Raw genomic sequence first — 23,879 nt, 5'->3', positions numbered from 1 at the left:
TTGTCACAGACTGTATTATATATGTATGTTAATGAAAAATCGGAATTTTTCAGGAGGATTTATTTATGAAGGATAATCATATTTTTCCATTTTTATGGATGAGGGGAGAGGATGAAGAAATCATCCGTACAGAAATGGGGAAAATTAAAGAGGCTGGTATCAATTCAGTTTGTCTTGAGGCTCGCCCACATCCAGAATTTGCCGGAGATAAATGGTGGCATGATGTGGATATTGTCATTGATGAGGCTAAAAAGCGTGACATGACAATTTGGATTTTAGATGACGCTCACTTCCCAACTGGTATGGCAAACGATGGAATGAAAAAGCAGCCAGAAAAGTGTCGTAGATTTTTATTTACACAGTTTGTTGATGTAGTTGGTCCAATGCCAGCAGCCCAAGTAGATGTTGATCTTCTTACAACAAGACAGTTTACATGGATGGATTTTGGAAAGCAGATTCCACAGCCGATTTATAATGAGACAGTTGTCAAATCAGTTACAGCATACAAGGTTAATAACTTGGATGAAGTCACAGGAGAGTTCATTGATTTAACAGATAAGGTTGTAGATGGCTATTTGACAGCAGATGTTCCTGCAGGTGTTTGGCGAATTTTCGTGACATTTACAACAACAAATATTGGTGATCATCTTGAGTATGTAAATTACATCGAGAAGGATTCGGTAAGAGTTCTCATTGATGAGGTATATGAAAAGCACTACGAGAAATATAAGGATTTATTTGGAAATGTTATTGCTGGGTTCTTTTCTGATGAACCAGGCTTTTATAACTGCCCAGGCTTTGGAGAGGATGTAAAAATTGGAAAGCATTTTACTCTTCCTTGGGGTCAGGAGCTTGAGGAAATGCTAAAGGATAAATTTGGCGAAGATTTATTAGTAAAGCTTCCACTTTTATTTGCTGTTGATACAAAGGATGAATACAGACAGCTTCGTGTTGCATATATGGATTTTGTTTCCAAGTTATATTCAAAGAATTTCTGCTGCCAGTTAGGAGATTGGTGTAGAGAGCATGGTGTTGAATACATTGGACATGTCCTCGAGGACTACAACAACCATATGAGACTTGGTGCTGGAGCAGGACATTTCTTTAGAGCAATCAAGGGACAGGATATGGCTGGTATCGACAATATTGGATATCAAATCATGCCAGGAAATGATGTTGCTAGACGCCATACAGGCTTCTCAGATTTGACACCTGATTTCTATCACTATCAGGTAGGTAAGCTTGGGTCTTCGGCAGCAGCCATTGATCCAGCAAAGAAGGGACGTTTGATGTGCGAGACCTTCGGTGCATATGGTTGGAGACTTGGTGTTCGTGATATGAAGTGGATTGTTGATTACCAGGTAGCACAGGGTGTTAACTACTTTGTCCCTCACGCTTTTTCTATGGCTGAGTATCCAGACAATGATTGCCCACCACATTTCTATGCTAGAGGCAATAACCCACAGTTTAAATATTTCTGTCAGTTGATGAAGTATACAGATAGACTTTGCAATTTATTTTCCGGTGGAAAAAATGTACCTCAGGTTGCAGTTTTATATGAAGCTGAATCTGACTGGGCAGGCGAGACAATGCTTGGCTATGAAATTAGCCGCGAGCTTTTGACGCATCAGTTAGACTTTGAGTTTGTCCCAGCTGATGTATTTATAGATAAGGATTATTACGGCACAAAGACAGAGGGTCAAAATCTAATCGTAAACGAGAGAACTATGAAGGCTCTTATTATTCCAGAGTGCGAGTATATTTCAAAGACTGCAGCTAGATTTATAGTAGAAAACAAGGAACTTAATGTACTATTCGTAAATGCGTTACCAAAGGGTATTGCTGAAAAGGATGATGACAAGCTTTTACTTGGTTTAGCTAAAGCAGGCAGAGTAGTTAAGCTTGCAGAACTCTCAGCTGAACTTAATAAAGCAGGCATTGCAGATGATGTTTTGCTTAATAAGGCTGATAGAAACCTTCGTTGGTATCACTATCAGAAGAATGGAAAGGATATTTTCTTCTTATTTAACGTTTCATGTGCTGAGACAGTTTCTGGAGATATTACATTGCCAAAGGCTGATTCCTATGGCTTATATGATGCCATGGCTGATGTTACTACAAAGGTTGCTGTTTCTAACGGAAAGCTTCATGTTGAAATCAAGCCATATCAGTCAATTATCGTAATTACGAATCCAGACGACGCTGTAGAAGAAAAAGCAAAGTCAATTGAGTCAGGCAGTATCAAGCTCGATACATTTGATTTAGAACTTAACCAGATTGCTTCTAAGGAAGCTAAGGTAAAAAAGAATTTCAAACTTCAGCCTGTATCAAATGTATACAAAGATTTTTCGGGAGAGGCTATTTACAATACAAGCTTTATCTTAGACGAGCTTCCATCTAAGGTTACATTCTCTGCAGAATATGTATTTGAGTGTATGACGGTTGTAGTAAATGGCAAAGAAGTAGCAACAAAAATTGTTCCTCCTTATGAAGTTGAGATTTTAGCTAATGCGCTTGCTTTAGGGGAAAACAGGCTTGAAATCAGAGTATCTACAACAGCCCTACGCGACGCTAACACAAAGCCAGGAATCTTTGGCAAGGAGAGAACTATCATTGAGCCTACAGGTATGTTTGGCAAGGTTCAATTGAAGTTATATAAGTAAAATGAATCCGGAGCCTTGGTATTGGAATAATTGATAGTTTTATATTAGTTAAATTGAGAGCAGTTCTTGTTGGACTGCTCTTATTTATATGGTAAAATCTTTAGCAGAGTAAAGTGCGAGGGGATACTTTATGGAAATTAAACAATTAAAATACTTTATTGTAGCGGCAGATGTTGGTTCTTTTAGTGATGCTGCTAATGTTTTATATACTACTCAATCTAGTGTTAGTAAGGTGATTGCTGCTCTAGAGGCGGAGTTGGATTATCCATTATTTAATAGAGTTAGCAAGGGGATTACTCTTACTGAAAAGGGTAAGGTTTTCTATCATAGAGCAAGTAGTCTTGTGGTAGAGTTTGATAAGCTTCAAAGTGAAACTGAAAATGTACATAGTAATGTTGTTAGAATAGGTATGCTTCACAGTTCATGGATAGCAAATGTGTTTTCTAATTTTTATGAGCAACATAAGAACGAGGATGCTTGCTATTATATTCATGCAGATAGTACTGCAGTTTTGCTAGAAAGACTTAGATATTCTGAGGATGAACTTAGCTTTATCTATATTTTTCCAGATACAAAGCCGCAGGTTGAATATTTACTTAATAAATACAACCTCAGATTTGTAAAACTTAAGGCGGTAAATGGAATGGTTTATCTTTCTCCAGAAGATATCGCATATACGAATTCTGAGTATCAAGATAATTTAGAGGGATTAAAGTTTATACAGTCAGAAAATGACGAGTATCTTCGACTTGGAAATTGGCATACTAAGGACGGTAAACCTATTGATATCCGCAGAGATATTTCAGTGGTTACCAATAGTGATTATATTATGCACAATATGCTTGAAAAGAACCATTTGGCTAATCTTAGTGGTGCTTCCTTTAATAATTATGAGAGGCAGTACAAGCCGGGATTTGAGCTATATAACGACGGGGGCCAGATTGAATTTGGTTATGTTACAAATACAAACTATACCCCTAGCAAGTTGGCTCAGGCGTTTATTGATTTTGTTAGGCATGCAATTGAGGAGTAAGGTTTAATGACTAGACAAGAATTTCGACAGTTACTAGAAGACAGAATAGTTTTTATTGACGGCGCAACAGGTACAGAGCTTCAAAAGCGAGGAATGCCTGCAGGGGTGTGCCCTGAAAAATGGATTATCGACAATCCATGGGCTATCCAGGAGCTCCAAAAGGCATACTATGAAGCAGGTTCTGATATTGTTCTTGCTCCTACATTTACAGCATCTCGAATAAAACTTGCAGAATATGGCTTAGAAGACAATCTAGTTAAGATGAATAGACAGCTGGTACGACTCACTCGTCAGGTGGCTGGTGAGAAGGGACTTGTTGCGGCTGATATTTCCATGACAGGAAAACAATTATATCCTCTTGGAGATTTAATGTTTGAGGATTTGGTGGATTGCTACAAGGAACAGGTTAGCGCCATTATGGAAGAGGGTGTAGACTTGTTTGTTGTTGAGACAATGATGAGCTTACAGGAATGCCGTGCAGCAGTTCTTGCCATAAAAGAAACCTGCGATTTACCTATTATTGTTTCCCTTACATACAATCCAGATGGAAAGACTCTTTATGGTACAGCACCAGAGACTGCCATGATTGTATTACAGTCTATGGGAGTAGATTGTGTGGGAATGAATTGTAGTACTGGTCCAGATGCAATGCTAGACTTAGTAAAGCAGATGGCGCCTGTTGCTAATGTGCCTATTATTGTAAAGCCTAATGCTGGTTTGCCTGAATTAGAAAATGGTAAAACAGTATACAAAATGGGTCCAGCTGAATTTGCTGATGCCTGTGAAAAGCTTTATGAGGCTGGTGCATCTTTATTTGGTGGATGCTGTGGGTCGACACCAGAGCATATTAAAGCTATCGTTAGTCGCCTAGGAAATAAAAAACAGCATGTGATTAAAGAAAAGCCTCTTAGAGTAGTCACCTCTGAGCGTATGAATACATGGATCGATTTGGATGGCAATTTCATGGTAATCGGCGAGCGCATTAATCCTACTGGAAAAAAGAAGTTCCAGGAGACATTGCGCAATGGCTCTTTATCTATGGTGGTGGATTTTGCCAGAGAGCAAGAGGAAAAAGGTGCTAGCATTCTAGATGTAAATATGGGAATGAATGGCATAGATGAAAAACAGATGATGGTAGATAGCATCTATGAGGTTACCTCTTCAGTGGATTTACCATTATGTATAGATACTAGCCATGTGGATGTTATGGAGGCAGCACTACGTATATATCCAGGTAGAGCGTTGATTAATTCTATTTCTGCCGAAACAGAAAAAATGGAGCCAATGCTTAAGCTTGCTAAAAAGTACGGTGCAATGTTTATTACTTTACCATTATCAGGAGCAGGCCTTCCAAAGGATATGGATGAGAAAAAACAGCATATTAATACTGTGCTTAGCAAGGCAGCAGAGCTTGGTATTAAAAAAGAAAATGCTGTTGTTGATGTTTTAGTTCAAACAGTAGGCGCTGAAGGCTCTGCTGGATTACAGTGCTTTGAAACAATCGAATATTGTAAATACGAATTAGGACTTCCTACAGTCTGCGGATTATCAAATATTTCCTTTGGTATGCCTAATCGCCAATTCGTAAATACCACTTACCTAACTATTGCAGTTAGCAAGGGACTTACTATGGCAATAGCTAATCCAAATCAGGAGATGCTAATGTATTGTGCAGCAGCCGCTGATACACTTATGAACAAGCCAGGAGCCTTGGAAAAATACTCAGCACTTCCTGTTGTAGAGGCAAAAGCACCTACGGCAACAAAGGAGGTCGCTACTACAGGGGGAGGGCTTTCTGTTTCATCTGCTTGTGATGGTATCGGACCTATTGCTGAATGCGTTATTAAAGGAAAAAAGGCTCAGATTGAAGCAGAGGTGAAAAAGGCCTTGGATGAAGGCATGGACCCTCAAATAATAATAGAAGAGCATTTGATAAAGGGCATTAATGTAGTAGGAGAGCTTTACGACAAAAAGAAATACTTCTTACCACAGCTTATTGCTGGAGCTAATGCCATGGAGCTTGGCATGAAAATAATTGAGCCACTTTTGACAGCAGAAGCAGGGGAGCCAAAGGCTACAGTTGTAATTGCTACCGTTGAGGGAGATATTCATGACATTGGCAAAAATTTATGTGCGCTCATGCTCAAGAATTATGGTTATAATGTAATTGACTTAGGTAAAGATATTCCTGCATCTGAAATTGTAGATAAGGCTATGGAGGTTAATGCAGAAATTATTGGCCTATCAGCACTTATGACCACGACTATGATGAAAATGGCTGATGTGGTTACCGAGGCAAAAAAAAGAGGCTGCCAGTCTAAAATCATCATCGGAGGGGCCTGTATTACCGAGTCCTTTAAGGATGAGATTGGGGCGGATGGATATTCAGAGGATGCAGCAGGATGCGTAAAGCTAGTTCAAAATATCCTTGGATAAAAATGGGGGACGAGTCTATGATTATTGATGATATTCGAGAGGATTTATTTGCTAATCAAGATATAAAATATAGGGATTTTCAGAGCAAGCTCACTCCAAATATTGACGCCAAAAAAGCTATTGGAGTGCGCACACCTGTCCTTAGAAAATTAGCAAAGGAATATGCCAAAAGATTGGATATATCTGATTTCCTAGAGTCTCTCCCACACGAATATTTTGATGAAAATCAGTTACATGCATTTATCATTTCTGAAATTAAAGATTTCGACAAATGCATTAATCTCTTGGAGGTATTTTTGCCATACGTTGATAACTGGGCTACCTGTGACCAAATGTCACCAAAGTGCTTCAAGAAAAATAGAGTATTACTAGAGCCATATATTTATGACTGGATTAATTCTGATGCCACATATACTGTTCGCTTTGCAGTTGTTACTTTAATGTCACAATATTTGGATGAGGATTTCGATGCCAAATATTTAAAATTGGTCTCAGGTATTCACTCAGAAGAGTACTATATTAATATGGCAATAGCATGGTATTTTGCGACAGCCTTGGCAAAACAATATGATGCCACAATAGGTTACATAGAAAATGGTGTGCTGCCAGTATGGACCCACAACAAGACTATCCAAAAGGCTATAGAGAGCTATCGTATTTCTGATAGCCAAAAGGATTATTTACGGGAATTGAAACGCAAATAGGTATAGAAGAATATTCTGTTATCCCAATATGATTTCAGCCAATTGGACAAATAAAAAAAAGTATTGCGAATATTAATTATTTGGTTGACAATCCCTATTTTCAATGTTATATTTTAACAGTCGCTTGAAGCGGTAACAAAACGCTAAAAGCTCTGGGATCTTAGCTCAGCTGGGAGAGCATCTGCCTTACAAGCAGGGGGTCACAGGTTCGAGCCCTGTAGGTCCCATTCAGTTGTCTAATGATAGCTGTTTGGTTTAAAAATAAAAATTTCATGAATATGGCGAGATAGCTCAGTTGGCTAGAGCACGCGGTTCATACCCGCGGTGTCGAGGGTTCGAATCCCCCTCTCGCTACGAAAAAATAACTCCTAGGCAATGCCTAGGAGTTATTTTTTGCTATCTAGAGTGTGATTCGAATTCGTAGTCAACGCGGGTTCCGCGGTGACGAGGTCGCTGGCGTCCAGTGGACGCCGTTTAGCGACGACCGAGCCGGCAGGCGAGAATTCGAATCCCCTCTCACGAGTCGACCGAGCCGGCAGGCGAGAGTCGAATCCCCCTCTCAACTCTTTTGTGAAGGCGTTAAATATGCTACACTATATTCTAGATTTGTATATAAGAGGAGGAGTTATCATGGCTAATATTTTATGGCAGGATAGAAAAAGATATTTTGGTTTACCAATCAGTTTTACAAAATATAGCATGAGTGAGGACAGACTTTTTGTAGAGAGAGGCATTCTTAATCTAGAGCAGGATGAGGTACGTTTGTATCGCATTCTCGATTTGCAGCTTAGAAGAAGTCTTGGACAGAGAATATTCGGAGTAGGTTCTATTATTGTGTCATCCTCAGACAAGAGTCTTGGAACATTCGAGATTAGAAATATCAAGAATTCTGCAAATGTTAAGGAAATGCTTTCCGTACAGGTAGAGCAGCAGCGCGAGGCAAAGAGAGTTGTTGGTCGTGAGTACATGGGCAATGATGCAGATTTTGATGAAGAGCATGACGGAGAGGTTTTCTAAAAATATGAAAAAGAAATTACTTGCGATTGTACTTGCAACTATGGTTTGTTCTAGCTTTGTAGCATGTGGTTCTACAGAATCAAATGATCAGGAAGTAACCAAGGAAGAAGATACAGAGGTTTCTGTTGAGAAGGAAGCTACTGAAGAAGCTGATACAGAGCCTGTAGAGGAAGCTCAGGAAGAAGAAACAGTAGAAGAGGATTATTCAGAGGTATTTGCCGCTGCATTAGCTGATGCTGAAATTTATGGCAATTCAGATGGCACTTCCTATGATGATTGGAAGGATGCTTACAAGAGCACCATAAATAAATTCATTAAAGAGAGTCCGCAATATGATTTTTCATATGCACTTATCTATTTGAACAATGATGATGTGCCAGAGCTTTTGATGAATACAGATGATGAAGTAATAGGTGCTTATTTACTTACTTATAATAAGAACGATGGCACAGTTAATGTGAGCAGTACAGGCAGCACCACGTTTACATATCTTCCAGAAGAGAATGTATTAAATGCCACAGGATATGTTCTTGGGGCTGAATATGTTAACCTTATCTCTATTCGCGATGGACAGTGGGTTCAGTTGGGATATGGTGAACAAGGAACTCTTGATCCTTGGGCAGAAGACAGCTTCGATGAGAATGGTGACGTTATTGTAAATTCATGGACATGGAACGGAGAGGAGCTTGGCAGCGAAGAAGCCTTTTCTGAAAAGTTTTTAACCTATTACAACTACGGAACAGCAGAAGTAGTAGATGAATATTATACAAAGGATGAGATTCTATCCCAGATAGCTGATTTATAAAATGTTAAAAGATAAAGATATTAGGGAGGCTTTGTTTGACTTTCTAGAAATAACCTACGGTAAGACCAGAATCTTTGAAGAAAAGATGATTGGTAAATCCAGAGCGGATGTTATTATGGTTGTTCCAAATGCCTTGTTTGGCATTGAAATTAAATCAGATGCAGACACTTATACTAGGCTAGAAGGTCAAATAAAGGATTACGACAGATACTTTGATTATAACCTGGTGGTTGTAGGCTCTAGTCACGCAAATCATGTGGAAGAGCATGTGCCTGATTATTGGGGTGTAATTACTGTTGATGAAGTAGATGGCAAACCGGATTTTTACTATTTAAAACCACCTGTTTTGAATTCTAAAATGAAGCTTGAAAGAAAAATAGAATTGCTTTGGAGACCGGAGCTTTCTTTGGTCCTTAATCATTTTGAACTTCCTAAATATAGCAGTCAAAGCAAACCTTTCATTAGGAAAAGGCTTATAGAATTTACCAAGCTTGATCCTGAAAAAGCAAAATATGTAGATAAAACTGCACTGAATTCCTACATAAGTGAGATTTTATTCGAAAGAGATGAAGAGGCACTTTTGGCAGAAATAAAAGAATTTAGGAAGGCTAAAACACCACGTCGCAAGGGACCTAAAAAATCTACTAGTGTTCGTCGTATTCGCAGAAATGCTAAAAAGCTATAAAGTTTAATTTAAATTGAAAGTTCTTAATGGACTTTCTTTTTTTCTATTGAAAATGAATAATAATCATGCTATGATGTATAAAAATACGCGGAAGAGGAATAAATATACATGAAAAAGTTATCGCTATTGCTTATGAGTTTAACCGCCGCTTTGTTAATCGGATGCGGTAGTACAAACTCTAACAACACAGACAAAGTAGTAAAAACAGTAGATGACCTTCCGGGGTCTAAAATTGGTGTTCAGTTAGGAACAATCGGAGACATTTATGCTTCTGATTACGAAGGTGACGAAGAGGGCACCACAATAGAGAGATACAACAAAATCACTGATGCAGTTCAGGCTTTAAAGCAGGGCAAAATTGATTGCGTTATCGTTGACGAACAGCCTGCTATAGCTACTACAAAGGGGGAGGAATCCTTGGTAATCCTTGATGAGCCTTTTGCATTAGAGGAATATGCAATTTGTATCGCTAAGGATAATGATGAATTAGCTAAGAAGGTTAACGCTGCTTTACAGGAATTAAAGGACGAGGGCGTTGTTGATCAGATTGTTGCTAATTATATTGGTGATGATACAAAGGGAACTTGCCCATATGTTACTCCAGAAGGAACAGAGTATAACAATGGCAAATTAGTAGTTGCTACAAATGTTACATTCCCACCATACGAGTATTACGAGGGAAATGAGGCAGTTGGTATCGATATGGATATCATCAAGGCTGTTGGTGACAAGCTTGGTATGGAGGTTGAGATTGATGATATCGAGTTTGACAGCATTATCACTGCAGTAGATTCTCACAAGGCGGATGTTGGTATTGCGGGAATGACAATGACTGAAGAGCGTCTTAAGTCTATCAATTTCTCTGATCCATATACTACATCTAAGCAGGTAATTATTTCACGTGATCCTTCAAAGACAGGTACAGGCATTGGATTTATTGACAATTTAAAGAGAAACTTTGTTGAAGGCAATAGATATCAGTACTTAATAAAGGGTCTTGTTAATACACTTATTATTGCACTTTGCGCTGTTTTAGCTGGTATGATTATCGGTTTCGTTGTGGCAATGGTACGTGTTACTCATGACAGAACAGGTAGCCTTACATTCTTAAATGGCATTTGCAAACTGTATCTTGCAATTATTCGTGGAACACCAATGATGATACAGTTGTTGATTATTTATTACGTTGTGTTTAAATCTGTTAATGTGCCTAAGCTGCTTGTTGCAATCATTGCATTTGCTATCAACTCAGGTGCTTACGTTGCAGAAATCATGCGTGGCGGTATCATGTCAATCGATGGCGGTCAGATGGAAGCTGGACGAAGCCTTGGTCTTACATACAAGCAGACAATGATTTCTATTATCTTGCCACAGGCAATTAAAAATGTACTTCCAGCCCTTGGAAATGAGTTTATTTCACTTATAAAAGAAACATCCATCTGTGGTTACATTGGCCTTATGGATTTAACTCGTGGCGGCGATATTATTCGTAGTATTACATACGAGGCATTCTTACCACTTATTGCTGTAGCTCTTATTTACTTGCTTATTGTACAAGTTTTGAATTTCGGAGTTGGAAAGTTGGAGAAGAATCTTAGAAAGAGCGAGCGATAGGAGAGGAGAATTTTTATGAGCAGCGATGTATTAATTAAAGTTGAAAACTTGCATAAATCCTTTGGAGATAACGAGGTTCTTGCCGGTGTAAATATGCAGATTGAAAAAGGCGAGGTTATCGCTATAATTGGACCATCTGGATGTGGAAAGTCTACATTTATTAGAACACTCAATCAATTAGAAAGTGTAACAGATGGAGCAATCTATGTTGATGGTGAAGACATCACAAAAAAGGGAGTAGATATAAACGATGTTCGTCGTCGTGTGGGAATGGTTTTCCAGCATTTTAACCTTTTCCCACATTTGACCATCCAAAAGAATCTTACACTTGCACCAGTTAAGCAAGGACTTATGACTCAGGAAATGGCTGATAAAAAAGCCCAGGAGCTTTTGGAGAGAGTTGGCCTTGCTGACAAGGCTGATGCTTATCCAGATAGCCTTTCGGGTGGACAGAAGCAGCGTATAGCTATTGCTCGTACGCTTGAAATGAATCCAGAGGTTATTTTATTTGATGAGCCTACATCTGCACTTGATCCTGAGATGGTAGGCGAAGTTCTTTCTTTAATGAAGGAATTGGCAGATGATGGAATGACAATGGTGGTTGTAACACACGAAATGGGATTTGCTCGTGAGGTTGCAGACAGAGTTATGTTTTTTGATGAAAAAGGAATCAAAGAAGAAGGAACACCTGAAGAGATTTTTGGCAATCCAAAGAGCCAGCGTCTTAAAGATTTCTTATCAAAAGTTTTATAATGTTGCTAATATTATTTAATATATTAAAATTCGATTAAAAAATACCCTCTAGATGTGCTCTAGAGGGTTTCGTTTTTTTTATAAATGATTATAATAGTAATGTTAAAAGGATAGGAGATGAGAATAATGGAATCTACACTTAGACGAACATGGGCTGAGATTAATTTAGATGCTATTGAATACAATTACAGAAAAATCAGAGAGAAAATAGGTCCTAATGTTAAGTTTCTTGGAGTAGTAAAAGCTGACGCTTATGGTCACGGCAGCATTCAGGTGAGCCAGCTCCTTGAAGAAATCGGTGCTGACTACTTAGCTGTTAGTAGCGCTGACGAAGCTCTAGAGCTTAGAGTAAATGGAATAAAAATGCCTATTCTTATTTTGGGACATACGCCAAAGGAACAGGTAGCAAGACTTATTGAATATAATGTAACACAGGCTATTACCTGCAAAGCAAAGGCAGATGAATATAGTGCCGAGGCAGTTAAATGTGGAGGCAAATTAAAGGTGCATATCAAGGTCGATACTGGTATGTCTCGACTTGGTTATCTATGTGACAACGGTTATTTTGATACTGGTGTAAAAGGCATCGTTGAGGCCTGCAATATGCCTGGCCTTGAGGCAGAGGGAATATTTACACACTTTGCAGTATCAGATGAGCTTGGTGAAAAAAACGATAAATACACACAGCATCAATTCCAATTGTTTACCGATGTTATAGATGCGGTAGAAAAGGAATTGGGCCATAAATTTGAGATTAGACATTGTGCTAATACAGGTGCTGTAGCTAGATTTCCAGAGACTTATCTGGATATGGTTCGCCCAGGACTTTTACTTTACGGTTATGGTGATTTTGCAAAAGAAATGGGACTCAAACCTGCCATGACTATGAAAACTACAGTTAGCACTATTAAAATTTATCCAGCTGGAACTGCTATTAGCTATGGCGGCATTTTTGTTACCGACAAAACTACTAGAATTGGCGTGTTGCCTTACGGCTATGCGGATGGATTTTTACGCTGCTTGTCAAATAAATGCAGCTTATACACAAAAGAAGGACCGGCAAAGCTTAGAGGTAAAATCTGTATGGATATGTGCATGATTGATATTACAGATATGCCTACTGTTGATGTCGGCAGTGAAGTAGAAATTTTTGGAGAGAAAAATTCTATTGACGAACTTGCAGCTATTGCTGATACTATTCCTTACGAGCTTACATGTGCTGTAAGTAAGCGTGTTCCGAGAGTATATTATCGTAACGGTGAAGTGATTGAAAAAGAACTAATGTTGCGAATGTAATTGGTTATTTAGAGGTTATATGAAAGAGTTTATTAACGAAGTCATATCTGCTATTGAGTTACATGAAATAAAAGCCTATTATCAGCCACAATATGATGCAAATAATGGGCGATTAGTAAGTGCAGAGGCTTTGGTTAGATGGGAAAAGGCTGACGGCACTATTATCAGCCCAATGCAGTTTGTACCACGTTTAGAGAAAACAAATGCTATTACGCTTCTTGATTGGTTTATGGCCGAAGAGGCGTGTCGTACTATTCATGAACTTGGGGAAAAAGCAGTCCCTATTGCAGTAAATTTTTCAAAATGGCATATCAAAGAGAGAGATTTTGCTAGAAAATTACAATCATTGCTATTTACCTATGATGTTAAGCCAGGATTGTTTGAGGTTGAAATTACAGAATCAGCAATGTCAGAAGAATCTTTTTCTGTAATAAAAGAATGGGCCTACAATCTTGCTGATATTGGTGTAAAAATCGCAATCGATGATTTTGGTGAAGGCTTTACATCTCTTAGATTTGTAAAAGATTTACCAGTAGATTTTTTAAAGATTGATAAATCCTTCTTAGCAAATAACTGTCAGGATGAGAGAGGCCGTGGCACTCTTGAGACTGTTTTCTTTTTTGCAAACAAGCTTAATTTAAGCACCATTGCTGAAGGTGTAGAAACTAACGAACAGTTAAAATTCCTTCAGAACATGGATTGCGATAGGATTCAAGGCTACTTGTTCTGCCGTCCAATGAAAAAAGAGGATTTCCTTGTACTTGCTATGATAGATCAAGTGCCAACAGTGGAGTCTGACAATTATTTGCAGAGACAGGGGACATTTAGTTCTCATAGTCTTTTACTTAGGGCAATTAAGGATGAATACCAATTAGTTATCTATGGTAACCTATACAAAAACAGTTACTATGTAATGCATGCGGATGATAGCTTGGAGTTTGATGCTCCTACTGCTGGCATTATCGACGATATGACAGCTGCTTCTATTGAGAGATGCACTACCGAGCAGGAAAAGAAGCATTATGATGAGCTGCTTTCCAGAACATCTTTGATTAGAGCCTTTTGCCGTGGAGAAAATAGAGTAGAGGCTAAATTAGAGCAAAAAATAAATGGATCAGTAGAAAAGCTTTCTACAGTGATCCATTTAATGAAACATCCTTATCGTGATGATATTTTAATGATCGGCATGTCTAGACGCATTTAAAATACGATACACACCAATCCAGCTAGTGATGAATGAGAATATATCAAACACTAATGTTGGCCAGTTGTGCAAATTAAAATCATAAAGACCGAAGCAAAGTGTGCTACCGATGCAACCTAGCTTTATTACTATATCCTTCTTAGAACTAAGAGTGATAGTAAGGCATGTGGCTGCTAAAAATGGAAGCCAATCTACAGGTCGATTCATAGTGGTGAAATAAGTGAACACTCCTTGGAATCCGATAAAAAAGATTTTGAGGGGTGTATTTAAATTCCACTTAAGGCAAATAAGATTTCTTATGAGGCTGACTACGTTACTAACTACAGCGGCGATTCCACCTAGAAATGAGTACGCTATAGAAAATAAAATCAGCTGTATATTCTGTGCAATGAGCACTGTTCTTTTGTGTCTCAGATAACCAATTACAACCATGAGAATGCAGGCGGCAATAGAAAAAATGTTGCCAAGAAGCTCCATGATAGTAAAGGTGAGAGACAATCCAAATAACTCGATTGTCATAATTAACTCCTTATCTATAAAAATATGTTTCTATCATAAGACAATAATTATTGCATTTAAAGTTTTTAATGTAAAACAGTTGATTTAACTCTTTAAACCACTAAAGAATTGCGGTACAATGTTTTAATATATAAATTGTAATAGGAGGCATTATGGGTAAGGTATTTAGATTTCACAAAGATGTAGATACAGATCAAATCATCGCTTCTCAGTATCTACTATTTCCAACAATAGATGAGATGAAAGTTCATACTTTTGAATCCCTAAATTCTGATTTTGCTTCACAGGTAAAACCGGGGGATTTTGTTGTGGCAGACGAAAATTTTGGATGTGGTTCATCCAGAGAGCAGGCGCCTAGCGTATTAAAAGCACTTGGTGTAAAGGCAGTTATTGCAAAGTCCTTCGCCCGTATTTTTTATAGAAATGCTATCAATATCGGTATGCCTGTTATTGTTAGCAAGGAGCTTTATGATGTAGTTAAAGATGGGGACGAAATGGAGCTTGATTTGCAGGCAGGTGTAATTACTGTAGGCGGTTATACCTATTCCTGCACAAAGCTTCCAGCAAAGATGCAGGAAATCCTAGACCAAGGCGGCCTCATTGCATCGCTGAACCAATAATTGAATATAGATTCCTGTTTTTCCTCAGAAAAACTGGAATCGTAACTACCATGAAAATAGATTTATCTATTTTCATGTCCTGCGAAGCAGGATTCTTGCTGACAATTTCATTGTTTAGTCAGCAAGAAGTCATAGAATATTAAATACTTAGAAGAGCTTGAGAGCGTAACAAAGCGGAGCTCAAAGGAGATAATAAATTATGGGAATGACTATGGCTGAGAAAATTATCGCAGCTGCAGCTGGGAAAGCAAGCTGCAAAGCAGGCGATATTGAGACAGTTACATTAGATAGATTAATGAGTAATGATGGAACCACACATCTTACTATTGATATGTACAATGGATTGAAAAATCCTCATATTGCAGATACAGAAAAACTGGTTTGGATTATTGATCATAATATTCCAGCAGATAGCCCTAAAACAGCAGCATCTCATAAGAAAATGAGGGATTTTGCAAAAGAGCATGGTATCACATTTTATGAAGGAGAAGGCGTGTGCCATCAGATTATGATGGAAAATCATGTTCGCCCAGGTGAGTTGATTTTTGGTGCTGATTCTCATACATGTGCTTACGGTGCCCTAGGTGCATTTGGTACAGGAGTAGGATGCACAGATTATTTATATGCAATGGTTACAGGAACTTCATGGTTGTTAGTGCCTGAGACTATTCGATTTAATCTACATGGCAATCTGAAACCAGGGGTATATGCAAGAGATTTAATCCTTACAATTATCGGGAAAATATCGGCCAATGGTGCTAATTACAAGGCTATGGAGTTTGCTGGAGATGGCGTTCATAACTTATCAATTGCTGATAGAATCTCTATTTGTAATCTCTGTGTAGAAGCTGGAGCTAAAACTGCCTTGATGGAAGTGGATGATGTTGCTTTAGAATATTTAAAAGAACATGGTAGAGAGCCAAAGGCTATTTATAAATCTGATGAAGATGCTAACTTTGCAGAAGTATTTGATATTGATTTGGCTTCTGTTGAGCCTATTGTTGCAAAGCCTCACTTCGTTGACAATGTAGTGCCTGTTTCTGAGTGCGAAGGCGTGAAAATTGACGAGGCATTTCTGGGAAGCTGCAACAATGGAAGAATAGAAGATTTAAGGGTAGGAGCAGCCGTAATAAAAGGAAAGCATGTTGCCAAAAAGGTTAGATTTTTAGTTGTTCCTGCCAGCCGTGCAGTATACAAACAGGCATTAAAAGAAGGCCTACTTGATATATTTATGGAAGCAGGTGCAATGGTAATGAATCCTAACTGCTCAGTTTGTTGGGGTGCATGCCAAGGCGTTATCGGTGAAGGTGAGACCTTGATTTCTACTGGTACACGAAATTTCAAAGGTCGTGCCGGACATAAGGATTCCTTTGTATATTTGGCATCAGCTGCTACTGTAACCGCATCGGCAATCAAAGGCTACATAACATCTGCGGAGGTTTAAAATGAGCAAAATTTGGAAACTCGGAAATGATATAGATACAGATATTATTTTACCAACAGAATATTTGGCTTTTGAAACAGTTAAGGAAATGAAGCCCTATGCTTTTTCTCCTTTGCGTCCTGATTTGGCTAGCAAAATTCAGCCGGGAGATATAATAGTTGCAGGCAATAACTTTGGCTGCGGCTCTTCCAGAGAACAGGCACCAGAGGTTGTAAAGGCTCTTGGAATTTCTTGCATAGTTGCAAAATCCTTTGCCCGTATTTTCTTTAGAAATGCAATTAACAATGGATTGCTTTTGGTGGAACAACCAGATTTGTACGATCAGGTAGAGGAGGGAGACGAGGCAGAGGTTATTCCTGGAAAAGAAATAATTGTAAATGGCAAGTCTTATCCGATTGCTAATTTGCCAGAAAATTTGATGGAAATTCTTGAGGCAGGCGGACTTGTAAAGGCTATGAGAAAGCGCAATGGATTAGATTAGTATTGGAGAATAATATGGGACATACTCTTGTTGAAAAGATAATCGGAAATAAAGTTGGCCATGAGGTAAAACCTGGCGACATTGTTACAGTTGATGTGGATTGGTGCATGATTGACGACATCATGGTACCTTTTGCTGTTCAAAAATTTGAGGAAATGGGCTTTTCAAAGGTGGCAAAGCCAGATAGTGTAGTTTTGATTTATGATCATTTCCTTCCTGCTACCCAGGTAGATGACTCTAGACATTTTAGAGCTGGTGATGCATTTGCAGAAAAATACGGGATAAAAAATGTTCATAGAACAGATGGTATTTGCCATCAGCTAATGACTGAAGCTGGTTATGTAAAGCCTGGCGATATTTCTTTTGGTACAGACAGCCACACCGTTACTTATGGATGCGTAGGCGCTTTTGCCACTGGAATTGGATACACTGAGATGGCGGGGATTTTAGGAACTGGCCAGCTTTGGATAAAAGTACCAGAAACTATCAAAATTGAAATCGATGGTACATTAAATGGAAATGTTACATCTAAGGATATCATCCTTAGAATTATTGGTGATTTAACAGCCTCTGGAGCAACATATCAGGCTCTTGAATTTACTGGAAGTACAGTTGAGGCCATGAGCGTTGCTAGCCGTATGACTATTTCAAATATGTCAGTGGAAGCAGGGGCAAAATGCGGTCTTTTTGCACCAGATGAAAAGACCTGCGACTACTGCAAAATCCCTTATGATGACAAAATCAAGGAATTACACGGAGATGATGATGCAAAATACGCTAGAATTCTCAGATACAGAGCAGAGGAGTTTGAGCCGGTTTGCGCATGTCCATCTCTTGTGGACAACATCAAACCAGTAAAGGAATTAAAAGACATTAAGGTTAATCAAGTATTCTTAGGCTCATGCACAAATGGAAGACTTGAAGATTTAAGAATAGCCGCATCCATTCTCAAAGGAAAGCATGTGGCACCATACGTAAAAATGATTGTAACGCCAGCTAGCCGCAAAATCTATCGCGAAGCTTTGGCTGACGGTACCTTAGAAATTCTTTCAGATGCTGGGGCAATTATCACAACCCCTGGATGTGGACTTTGTTGTGGCCGTGGCGGCGGAATCCTTTGCGATGATGAGGTAGTTGTGGCTACAAATAACCGTAACTTCCTAGGCCGTATGGGCACTAACAAAGTGCAAATCTATCTTGCAAGCCCAGCTACTGCCGCAGCAACAGCTGTAGCAGGCGAAATTGTCGAAGCATAAAATATTTAGAAAAGCCTCTGTTACACTCTCAATCCTATGATGTCATTTTTTGAGATCGCTTTCGCTATACTCCTCAAAAAACGACACATAGAGCATGAGAGTTACAGAGGCTTTTTATTGCACATGCTTATCAATGTAGTTGCTGCGGTACTTGCTGTATACGATTTTTTGTGCTTTGTAGAGGCCTGTGTATCCAGATACCCAGTAGCTGAAGGATACGCCCAGCAAAAAGTATGGCATAGGCTCGTATCCGAACAATTCGAAGCAAATTAGTAGGCTGGCGATTGGGCAGTTGGTTACGCCGCAGAATACGGCACCCATTCCCACGGCAGCCATAAGTGATTGTGGGATGCCAAGGATTGGTCCCATAGCAGCTCCAAAGGTTGCACCTATAAATAATGTTGGAACGATTTCACCACCTTTGTATCCGCAGGATAGTGTAAGGGTGGTGAATATTATTTTAAGCAAAAATGCACCAAGTCCGATGGTGGCGCCAGTGAAGCAAGAGGCTATCACGGCAGAGCCGGTGCTGTTGTAGGTCTGTGAACCTACGATTAAGGTGAGCACTAATACGGAGGTACCGCCGAATGCTCCCTTTATGTATGGATTGGTTAGGTGCTTTGATAAGAACTCTTCATAGCTATGGAGCGATGTGCAGAATAATGTGGAAACGAATCCGCAAAGTACCGCAAATATACATACCAATACGGCATTTTTTACGTTGAGCTTTGGAATGGTATCGATTAGATATTCTGCAGAATGAAGTCCCATGAAAGAGGCTACGCTTCTGGCTACAAGCGATGAGATAACGCAAGGAACTAGGGCAGCGTAGTGCATAATTCCAACGGAGATTACTTCCATAGAAAATATTGCTGCAGCCATTGGAGTTCCAAAAAGTGCTGAAAAGGCAGCGCTCATTCCACACATAATCATTGTTTTTTTGTCTGTAGAGTTAAGCTTTAATAATCTTCCGATTCCATTTCCGATGGCTCCTCCCATTTGTAGGGCAGCACCTTCTCTGCCGGCAGAACCGCCAACTAAGTGAGTGATCAGTGTAGCTACATAAATTAATGGTGCCAATCTAAATGGAAGTCTTTGGTCGGATTGGATAGCTGCGATAACTGTGTTGGTGCCGGAATCCTTGACCTTTAAGACATGTTTATACATAAAAGTAATCAATATAGCACCTACAGGCAAAAAATAGATAATCCAAGGATGACCTTCTCTTGCTTTTATGACATATTGCATTGCCAGGCCAAAGGATGATGCGAATGCACCAACTAGTAAACCTACTACAATGCCTGCTATTGTCCAGGTGATAACTGATAGAGCACGTCTGCTGTTGTGTTCAATTTTGTGATTAATTAGCTCTTTATTTTCTTCCGAAAGCATTACTGTATTTACCTTCCTTTAGCATTTGATAATATGCTATCATTTAAAGGTACAATATTAAAGGGGAAATGTGGCAACTATGAAAAACGCATTTATTGTAAACAAAGCTTCCCAGACAGGCAGAGCCGCAAAGGTTTGGGAAGAAATTGAGGAATATTTAAATAAAGAAAATATTGAATATACGGCATATTTTACTGGCGGGCCAAATGATGCAACTGAATTCGCTAGAAGCATTACTGGTGCAGGTGAGAAAGTGGCCCTATTTGTAATGGGAGGAGATGGCACTTTAAATGAGGCATTAAATGGAATCGTTGATTTTGAAAATACTATTTACACACCGCTGCCATCAGGCTCGGCCAATGATTTTGTTGGCGGCATAGGAATGAAGGGAACTGCCCTTGATATATTAAAAAGGGCATTGGCCACTGACGAGTATAAATTGCTAGATATTGGCAAGGTTATTTATGAAGGTGGGGAGCGGTTGTTTGGCGTAAGCTCTGGAATAGGCGTAGATGCCTATGTTTGCTTGCAGGCCCTTACATCTAAGCTGAAAAAGTTTCTTAACATATTTGGCCTAGGCTCAGCTACCTATGGATTACTAACTGTAGGCGACATTTTTACAATGCCATTTTCGGATGCTTGCATTACAAAATGGTATAAGGGCGAAGAGACAAAAATGGATGTGAAGGGGACAATTTTCGCTGCGGCAATGAATTGTAGAGCAGAGGGAGGCGGAATACCTATGGCTCCAAATGCTACCCCGGATTCTGGGCATTTAACAGCCTTTTATGCTCATGACATTAGCAGGGCAAAATGCTTGAGGCTGTTGCCAGTGCTTGTTGCAGGTAAGCATGAGGGGAGAGAAGGCTTCGATTTATTAAATTTTGATAAAATACACATAAAATTAAAAGAGAGTATGTGCGTTCATGCAGACGGCGAACATGTTGGATTTTTCGACGAAATCACCTTCCAGTGTATGCCACAAATCCTTAAAACTAGGGGATTTTAAGATATACAAGTTATTAAAAATGTATTAAATTTTTATTAACAGCGATATTGTTATTTTCTTCACATACATGTATAATAAAACTGGAGTGGAGAAATATAGTTTCTCTAAATAAATAATTTTTAAGGAGGTCAGTATGATTTTCCAAATCACAAATCTTTGGCAGATACTTGGCTGGTTTTTAGTATTTGCTGGTTTAATTCTTATGAATGAGCTTGGTCGTCGTACAAAGCTCGGTGGTGTGATTATTTTCGTAATCATTCCTGCAATTCTTACACTTTACTTCATTCTTGCACATGTTGGTATGTTTGGCGGTGCTAACAACCACACAGTTATGTACATGGATGGATGGTTCCATTACTTCAAACTTTACGCTGCAGATATTGGATGCGTAGGTTTCATGATGATCAAGTACAAGTGGGGCATTGGTAAAGAAAAATGGTTCGCTTGGTGGCCATGGTTCATCGTAGCAGCAAACATCATGATTGCTAATGTTTCTGACATGGAATCTGCTCTTGCAGCTTACTCAATCACAGGTGACCTTTCAGGTGCTTGGTGGTGCTCTAACGAAGGTGTATTCATCTACGGTGGATGGTGGAACGTTGTTAATGCTATCGCTGGTATGATTAACATCTTCTGTATGACAGGTTGTGTACATCTTTACACATCAAACGACAAGAACAAGTCAGATATGCTCTGGCCAGATATGACAGTATGGTTCATCGTTGCATACGATGTATGGAATTTTGAGTATACATACCTCAACCTTCCTACACATACATGGTACTGTGGTGTAGCACTTCTTCTTGCTCCTACATTTGCAAACGCACTTTGGAACAAGGGTGCATGGATCCAGAACCGTGCTAACACACTTGCAATTTGGTGCATGTGGGCACAGGTAGTACCTCTTTTCCAGTTAAAGGGTACATTCGCAGCAGTTCTTCCACGTGTATACGGTGGTGCAGTAGAGAACGGCGTTACTACAATGGATCTTTACGAGAAGGCTATCTCAATTTACAATGCTGGTGCTGGTAAGACAGCTGCAGCTGGACAGGCAATCGCTGAGATGGGTATTACAGCAGATCCTTCAATGCAGGCTTTCGTTGCTATGATGGCACTTGCTGTTAACGTACTTTGCATCTCTGTTATCATCAGAAATGCTATTAGAATCGGTGGAAACCCATATTCTAACGAAGTATTTGCAGGTACAAGAGATTACGAAGAGGCTCTTGCTAGAGCAGAGAGATAATATTGATTATCCAAAGGACATTCACTTTCGGTGGATGTCCTTTTTTTTATATTGTGATAGAATGTAATTGTATTTTTGTGTGAAAAAGAGGGAGATTAATGTACAAGGTTTATTACATCATGCACAGCTGTTTTATGGTTGAGCTTGAGGATAGATATTTATTATTTGATTATTTTGATAAGTCGGTTGTGGAGGACATGGTTCACTTTACAGGTGAATTACCTACACTTAATCCTGACAAGTATTTATATGTTTTTGCTAGCCACAGCCACAAGGATCATTTCTGGCTAGAATGCCTCAGATGGGCGGATTCTCGTGACAACATTACATATATTCTTTCTAAGGATATTCGTCTTGGCCGCAATTATTTAATTCGAAATGGGTTTGATTTATCAATAAAAGAGAAAATCAAGTTCGTTGGAGCTCTGAAGAAATACGAGATTGATGATATGAAAATAGAGACACTCCGTTCTAATGATGCAGGCGTGGCTTTCGTTATTAATGTCAATGGCTTGAATATTTATCATGCTGGAGATTTGAATTGGTGGAATCCAGAAGGCCGTGGAGAACTGTACGGAGAAATCTATGGAAAAGAATATAAGCGTATGCTTAAACCGCTTATAAATCGTCATTTTGATGTGGCATTTGTTCCACTTGATTGTCGTATGGGAGAAAATGGCTACTACTTAGGGCTCGATTATTTTGTTAAACATATCGAATGCGATAACATTTTCCCTATGCATATGTGGGGACAGTATCAGTGGATTGAACGATTCAAAAAGAGACCGGATATTGTGAATCTCAAGGATAGAATCATTGATATAGATAGGGAAAATTTAATTTTTGAAATAGAGGACTAGAATGGTATTTAGTAAAAGCTTTACAGCTGAGGAGTTTAATCCTGAGGTAATAATGAACTCAGGCCAGGTCTTTAGAATGTCCAAGGAGACAAAGGGGGCCGACGGTATGCCTGATACCTATAGCGCATGTTCAGGCGATAATGATATTTATTTTTATTTAAACAAGGAAAAGGATACTTGGGATTTCGTTTGCAAGGAAAACCAGTGGGATTTTTGGCAGAGCTATTTTGATTTTTCCACTGATTACGTAGCCTACAACAACAAGATTCGAGAGAGTAACGATAAATTTTTAAAGGAATCCTTGATGGACTCTTTTGGAATGAGAATATTGAGACAGGATTTGTGGGAGGTTTTCATTTCCTACGTTATTTCCCAAAACAATAATATTCCAAAGATTAAAAAGTCCATTAGAACCCTTTGTGAAAGATACTCTGATGGGATTCATTTTCCTCATCCAGATGTGCTAGCGTATATTCCAGTGGAGGAGCTAATGGATGGCACAGCTCTTGGATATAGAGCTGATTATATTGTAGGCATTTCTAGGGATGTTGTGGTTGGCAATTTAGATATTAAATCTATCAGCCAAATGCCATATCAACAGGCCTATGATAATCTTCTTAAAATCAAGGGAATCGGTCCAAAGGTAGCCAACTGTATTATGCTTTACGGTTTTCATTTCATGGAAAGCTACCCAATTGATACATGGATGAAAAAAATAATCACAGAGGATTATTCAGAATACACCAAAGAAAAATATCTAGAATACATTAATAAAACTTACGCAGGATATCAGGGCTATGTTCAGCAATTGCAGTTTTATCATAAAAGAAAGAAGAAATAGA

21 protein-coding genes and 2 tRNA genes are annotated in these 23,879 nt (G+C 38.9%); 21 read left to right on the top strand and 2 right to left on the bottom strand.

The window, feature by feature from the left end; all coding sequences use genetic code 11:
* Positions 1 to 65 precede the first annotated feature (65 nt).
* The 13 genes from E7276_RS03545 to E7276_RS03485 all read left to right on the top strand — a co-directional run bounded on the left by E7276_RS03545 (position 66) and on the right by E7276_RS03485 (position 14,210).
* Positions 66 to 2,663 (top strand): glycosyl hydrolase, encoded by a 2,598-nt coding sequence (locus tag E7276_RS03545; RefSeq protein ID WP_294213800.1) that lies wholly within the window; start codon positions 66 to 68, stop codon positions 2,661 to 2,663.
* A 130-nt stretch (positions 2,664 to 2,793) separates the two neighbouring features.
* The gene (locus E7276_RS03540; RefSeq protein ID WP_294213799.1) at positions 2,794 to 3,696 is read left to right on the top strand and encodes a LysR family transcriptional regulator; all 903 of its coding nucleotides are present in this window, start codon (positions 2,794 to 2,796) and stop codon (positions 3,694 to 3,696) included.
* 6 nt (positions 3,697 to 3,702) lie between these two features.
* A complete protein-coding gene (locus E7276_RS03535; protein WP_294213796.1) occupies positions 3,703 to 6,132 on the top strand; it encodes a homocysteine S-methyltransferase family protein in 2,430 nt (809 codons plus the stop codon).
* Between the two features lie 17 nt (positions 6,133 to 6,149).
* Positions 6,150 to 6,836, top strand: a complete 687-nt coding sequence (locus E7276_RS03530) for a DNA alkylation repair protein (protein ID WP_294213878.1) — start codon at positions 6,150 to 6,152, stop codon at positions 6,834 to 6,836.
* A 154-nt stretch (positions 6,837 to 6,990) separates the two neighbouring features.
* A tRNA-Val gene (locus tag E7276_RS03525) sits at positions 6,991 to 7,063 on the top strand.
* A 53-nt stretch (positions 7,064 to 7,116) separates the two neighbouring features.
* A tRNA-Met gene (locus tag E7276_RS03520) sits at positions 7,117 to 7,190 on the top strand.
* A 276-nt stretch (positions 7,191 to 7,466) separates the two neighbouring features.
* Positions 7,467 to 7,853 carry a PH domain-containing protein gene (locus E7276_RS03515; RefSeq protein ID WP_294213795.1) on the top strand — a complete coding sequence of 129 codons (387 nt, stop codon included), beginning with the start codon at positions 7,467 to 7,469 and terminating at the stop codon, positions 7,851 to 7,853.
* A gap of 4 nt (positions 7,854 to 7,857) precedes the next feature.
* Complete coding sequence (locus tag E7276_RS03510; protein ID WP_294213794.1) at positions 7,858 to 8,658, top strand: hypothetical protein; 801 nt, start codon at positions 7,858 to 7,860, stop codon at positions 8,656 to 8,658.
* 1 nt (position 8,659) lies between these two features.
* A complete protein-coding gene (locus tag E7276_RS03505) occupies positions 8,660 to 9,343 on the top strand; it encodes a sce7726 family protein (protein ID WP_294213792.1) in 684 nt (227 codons plus the stop codon).
* A 108-nt stretch (positions 9,344 to 9,451) separates the two neighbouring features.
* Complete coding sequence (locus tag E7276_RS03500; RefSeq protein ID WP_294213789.1) at positions 9,452 to 10,957, top strand: ABC transporter substrate-binding protein/permease; 1,506 nt, start codon at positions 9,452 to 9,454, stop codon at positions 10,955 to 10,957.
* A gap of 15 nt (positions 10,958 to 10,972) precedes the next feature.
* A complete protein-coding gene (locus E7276_RS03495; RefSeq protein WP_294213787.1) occupies positions 10,973 to 11,710 on the top strand; it encodes an amino acid ABC transporter ATP-binding protein in 738 nt (245 codons plus the stop codon).
* A 126-nt stretch (positions 11,711 to 11,836) separates the two neighbouring features.
* A complete protein-coding gene (gene alr, locus E7276_RS03490) occupies positions 11,837 to 13,006 on the top strand; it encodes an alanine racemase (RefSeq protein WP_294213784.1) in 1,170 nt (389 codons plus the stop codon).
* Positions 13,007 to 13,025: 19 nt separating this feature from the next.
* A complete protein-coding gene (locus E7276_RS03485; RefSeq protein WP_294213780.1) occupies positions 13,026 to 14,210 on the top strand; it encodes an EAL domain-containing protein in 1,185 nt (394 codons plus the stop codon).
* Here the strand turns inward: E7276_RS03485 and E7276_RS03480 are convergent.
* Entirely contained in the window at positions 14,181 to 14,729 is a 549-nt protein-coding gene (locus tag E7276_RS03480) for a YgjV family protein (protein ID WP_294213778.1), read from the bottom strand. The genes E7276_RS03485 and E7276_RS03480 overlap by 30 nt on opposite strands.
* Before the next feature lie 152 nt (positions 14,730 to 14,881).
* Between E7276_RS03480 and E7276_RS03475 the strand changes: the two genes are divergently transcribed.
* The 4 genes from E7276_RS03475 to E7276_RS03460 all read left to right on the top strand — a co-directional run bounded on the left by E7276_RS03475 (position 14,882) and on the right by E7276_RS03460 (position 18,530).
* A complete protein-coding gene (locus E7276_RS03475) occupies positions 14,882 to 15,349 on the top strand; it encodes a LeuD/DmdB family oxidoreductase small subunit (protein ID WP_294213775.1) in 468 nt (155 codons plus the stop codon).
* A 199-nt stretch (positions 15,350 to 15,548) separates the two neighbouring features.
* Entirely contained in the window at positions 15,549 to 16,793 is a 1,245-nt protein-coding gene (locus tag E7276_RS03470) for a 3-isopropylmalate dehydratase large subunit (RefSeq protein WP_294213774.1), read from the top strand.
* A 1-nt stretch (position 16,794) separates the two neighbouring features.
* Complete coding sequence (locus E7276_RS03465; protein ID WP_294213771.1) at positions 16,795 to 17,274, top strand: LeuD/DmdB family oxidoreductase small subunit; 480 nt, start codon at positions 16,795 to 16,797, stop codon at positions 17,272 to 17,274.
* Positions 17,275 to 17,288: 14 nt separating this feature from the next.
* Positions 17,289 to 18,530: a 3-isopropylmalate dehydratase large subunit gene (locus E7276_RS03460; RefSeq protein WP_294213769.1), complete on the top strand. Its 1,242-nt coding sequence runs from the start codon at positions 17,289 to 17,291 to the stop codon at positions 18,528 to 18,530.
* A gap of 114 nt (positions 18,531 to 18,644) precedes the next feature.
* Here E7276_RS03460 and E7276_RS03455 read toward each other — a convergent pair whose 3' ends face one another.
* The gene (locus E7276_RS03455) at positions 18,645 to 19,922 is read right to left on the bottom strand and encodes a chloride channel protein (protein ID WP_294213767.1); all 1,278 of its coding nucleotides are present in this window, start codon (positions 19,920 to 19,922) and stop codon (positions 18,645 to 18,647) included.
* A 79-nt stretch (positions 19,923 to 20,001) separates the two neighbouring features.
* On the opposite strand from E7276_RS03455, the gene E7276_RS03450 reads away from it, so the two are divergent.
* The 4 genes from E7276_RS03450 (at position 20,002) to E7276_RS03435 (ending at position 23,878) form a co-directional block, all read left to right on the top strand.
* Positions 20,002 to 20,931: a diacylglycerol/lipid kinase family protein gene (locus tag E7276_RS03450; protein WP_294213764.1), complete on the top strand. Its 930-nt coding sequence runs from the start codon at positions 20,002 to 20,004 to the stop codon at positions 20,929 to 20,931.
* Between the two features lie 133 nt (positions 20,932 to 21,064).
* Positions 21,065 to 22,177, top strand: coding sequence for a DUF5692 family protein (locus tag E7276_RS03445; protein ID WP_294213761.1), 1,113 nt, complete (start codon positions 21,065 to 21,067; stop codon positions 22,175 to 22,177).
* Between the two features lie 98 nt (positions 22,178 to 22,275).
* Positions 22,276 to 23,037 carry an MBL fold metallo-hydrolase gene (locus tag E7276_RS03440; protein ID WP_294213758.1) on the top strand — a complete coding sequence of 254 codons (762 nt, stop codon included), beginning with the start codon at positions 22,276 to 22,278 and terminating at the stop codon, positions 23,035 to 23,037.
* A gap of 1 nt (position 23,038) precedes the next feature.
* Positions 23,039 to 23,878: a DNA-3-methyladenine glycosylase 2 gene (locus E7276_RS03435; protein ID WP_294213757.1), complete on the top strand. Its 840-nt coding sequence runs from the start codon at positions 23,039 to 23,041 to the stop codon at positions 23,876 to 23,878.
* Position 23,879 lies beyond the last annotated feature (1 nt).

The sequence above is a fragment of the Pseudobutyrivibrio sp. genome (assembly GCF_015057185.1).
In the GTDB taxonomy this organism is placed as follows: Bacteria; Bacillota; Clostridia; order Lachnospirales; family Lachnospiraceae; genus Pseudobutyrivibrio.
Note: the sequence above shows the minus strand (reverse complement) of the source record. Positions and strands in the feature narration are given on the sequence as shown.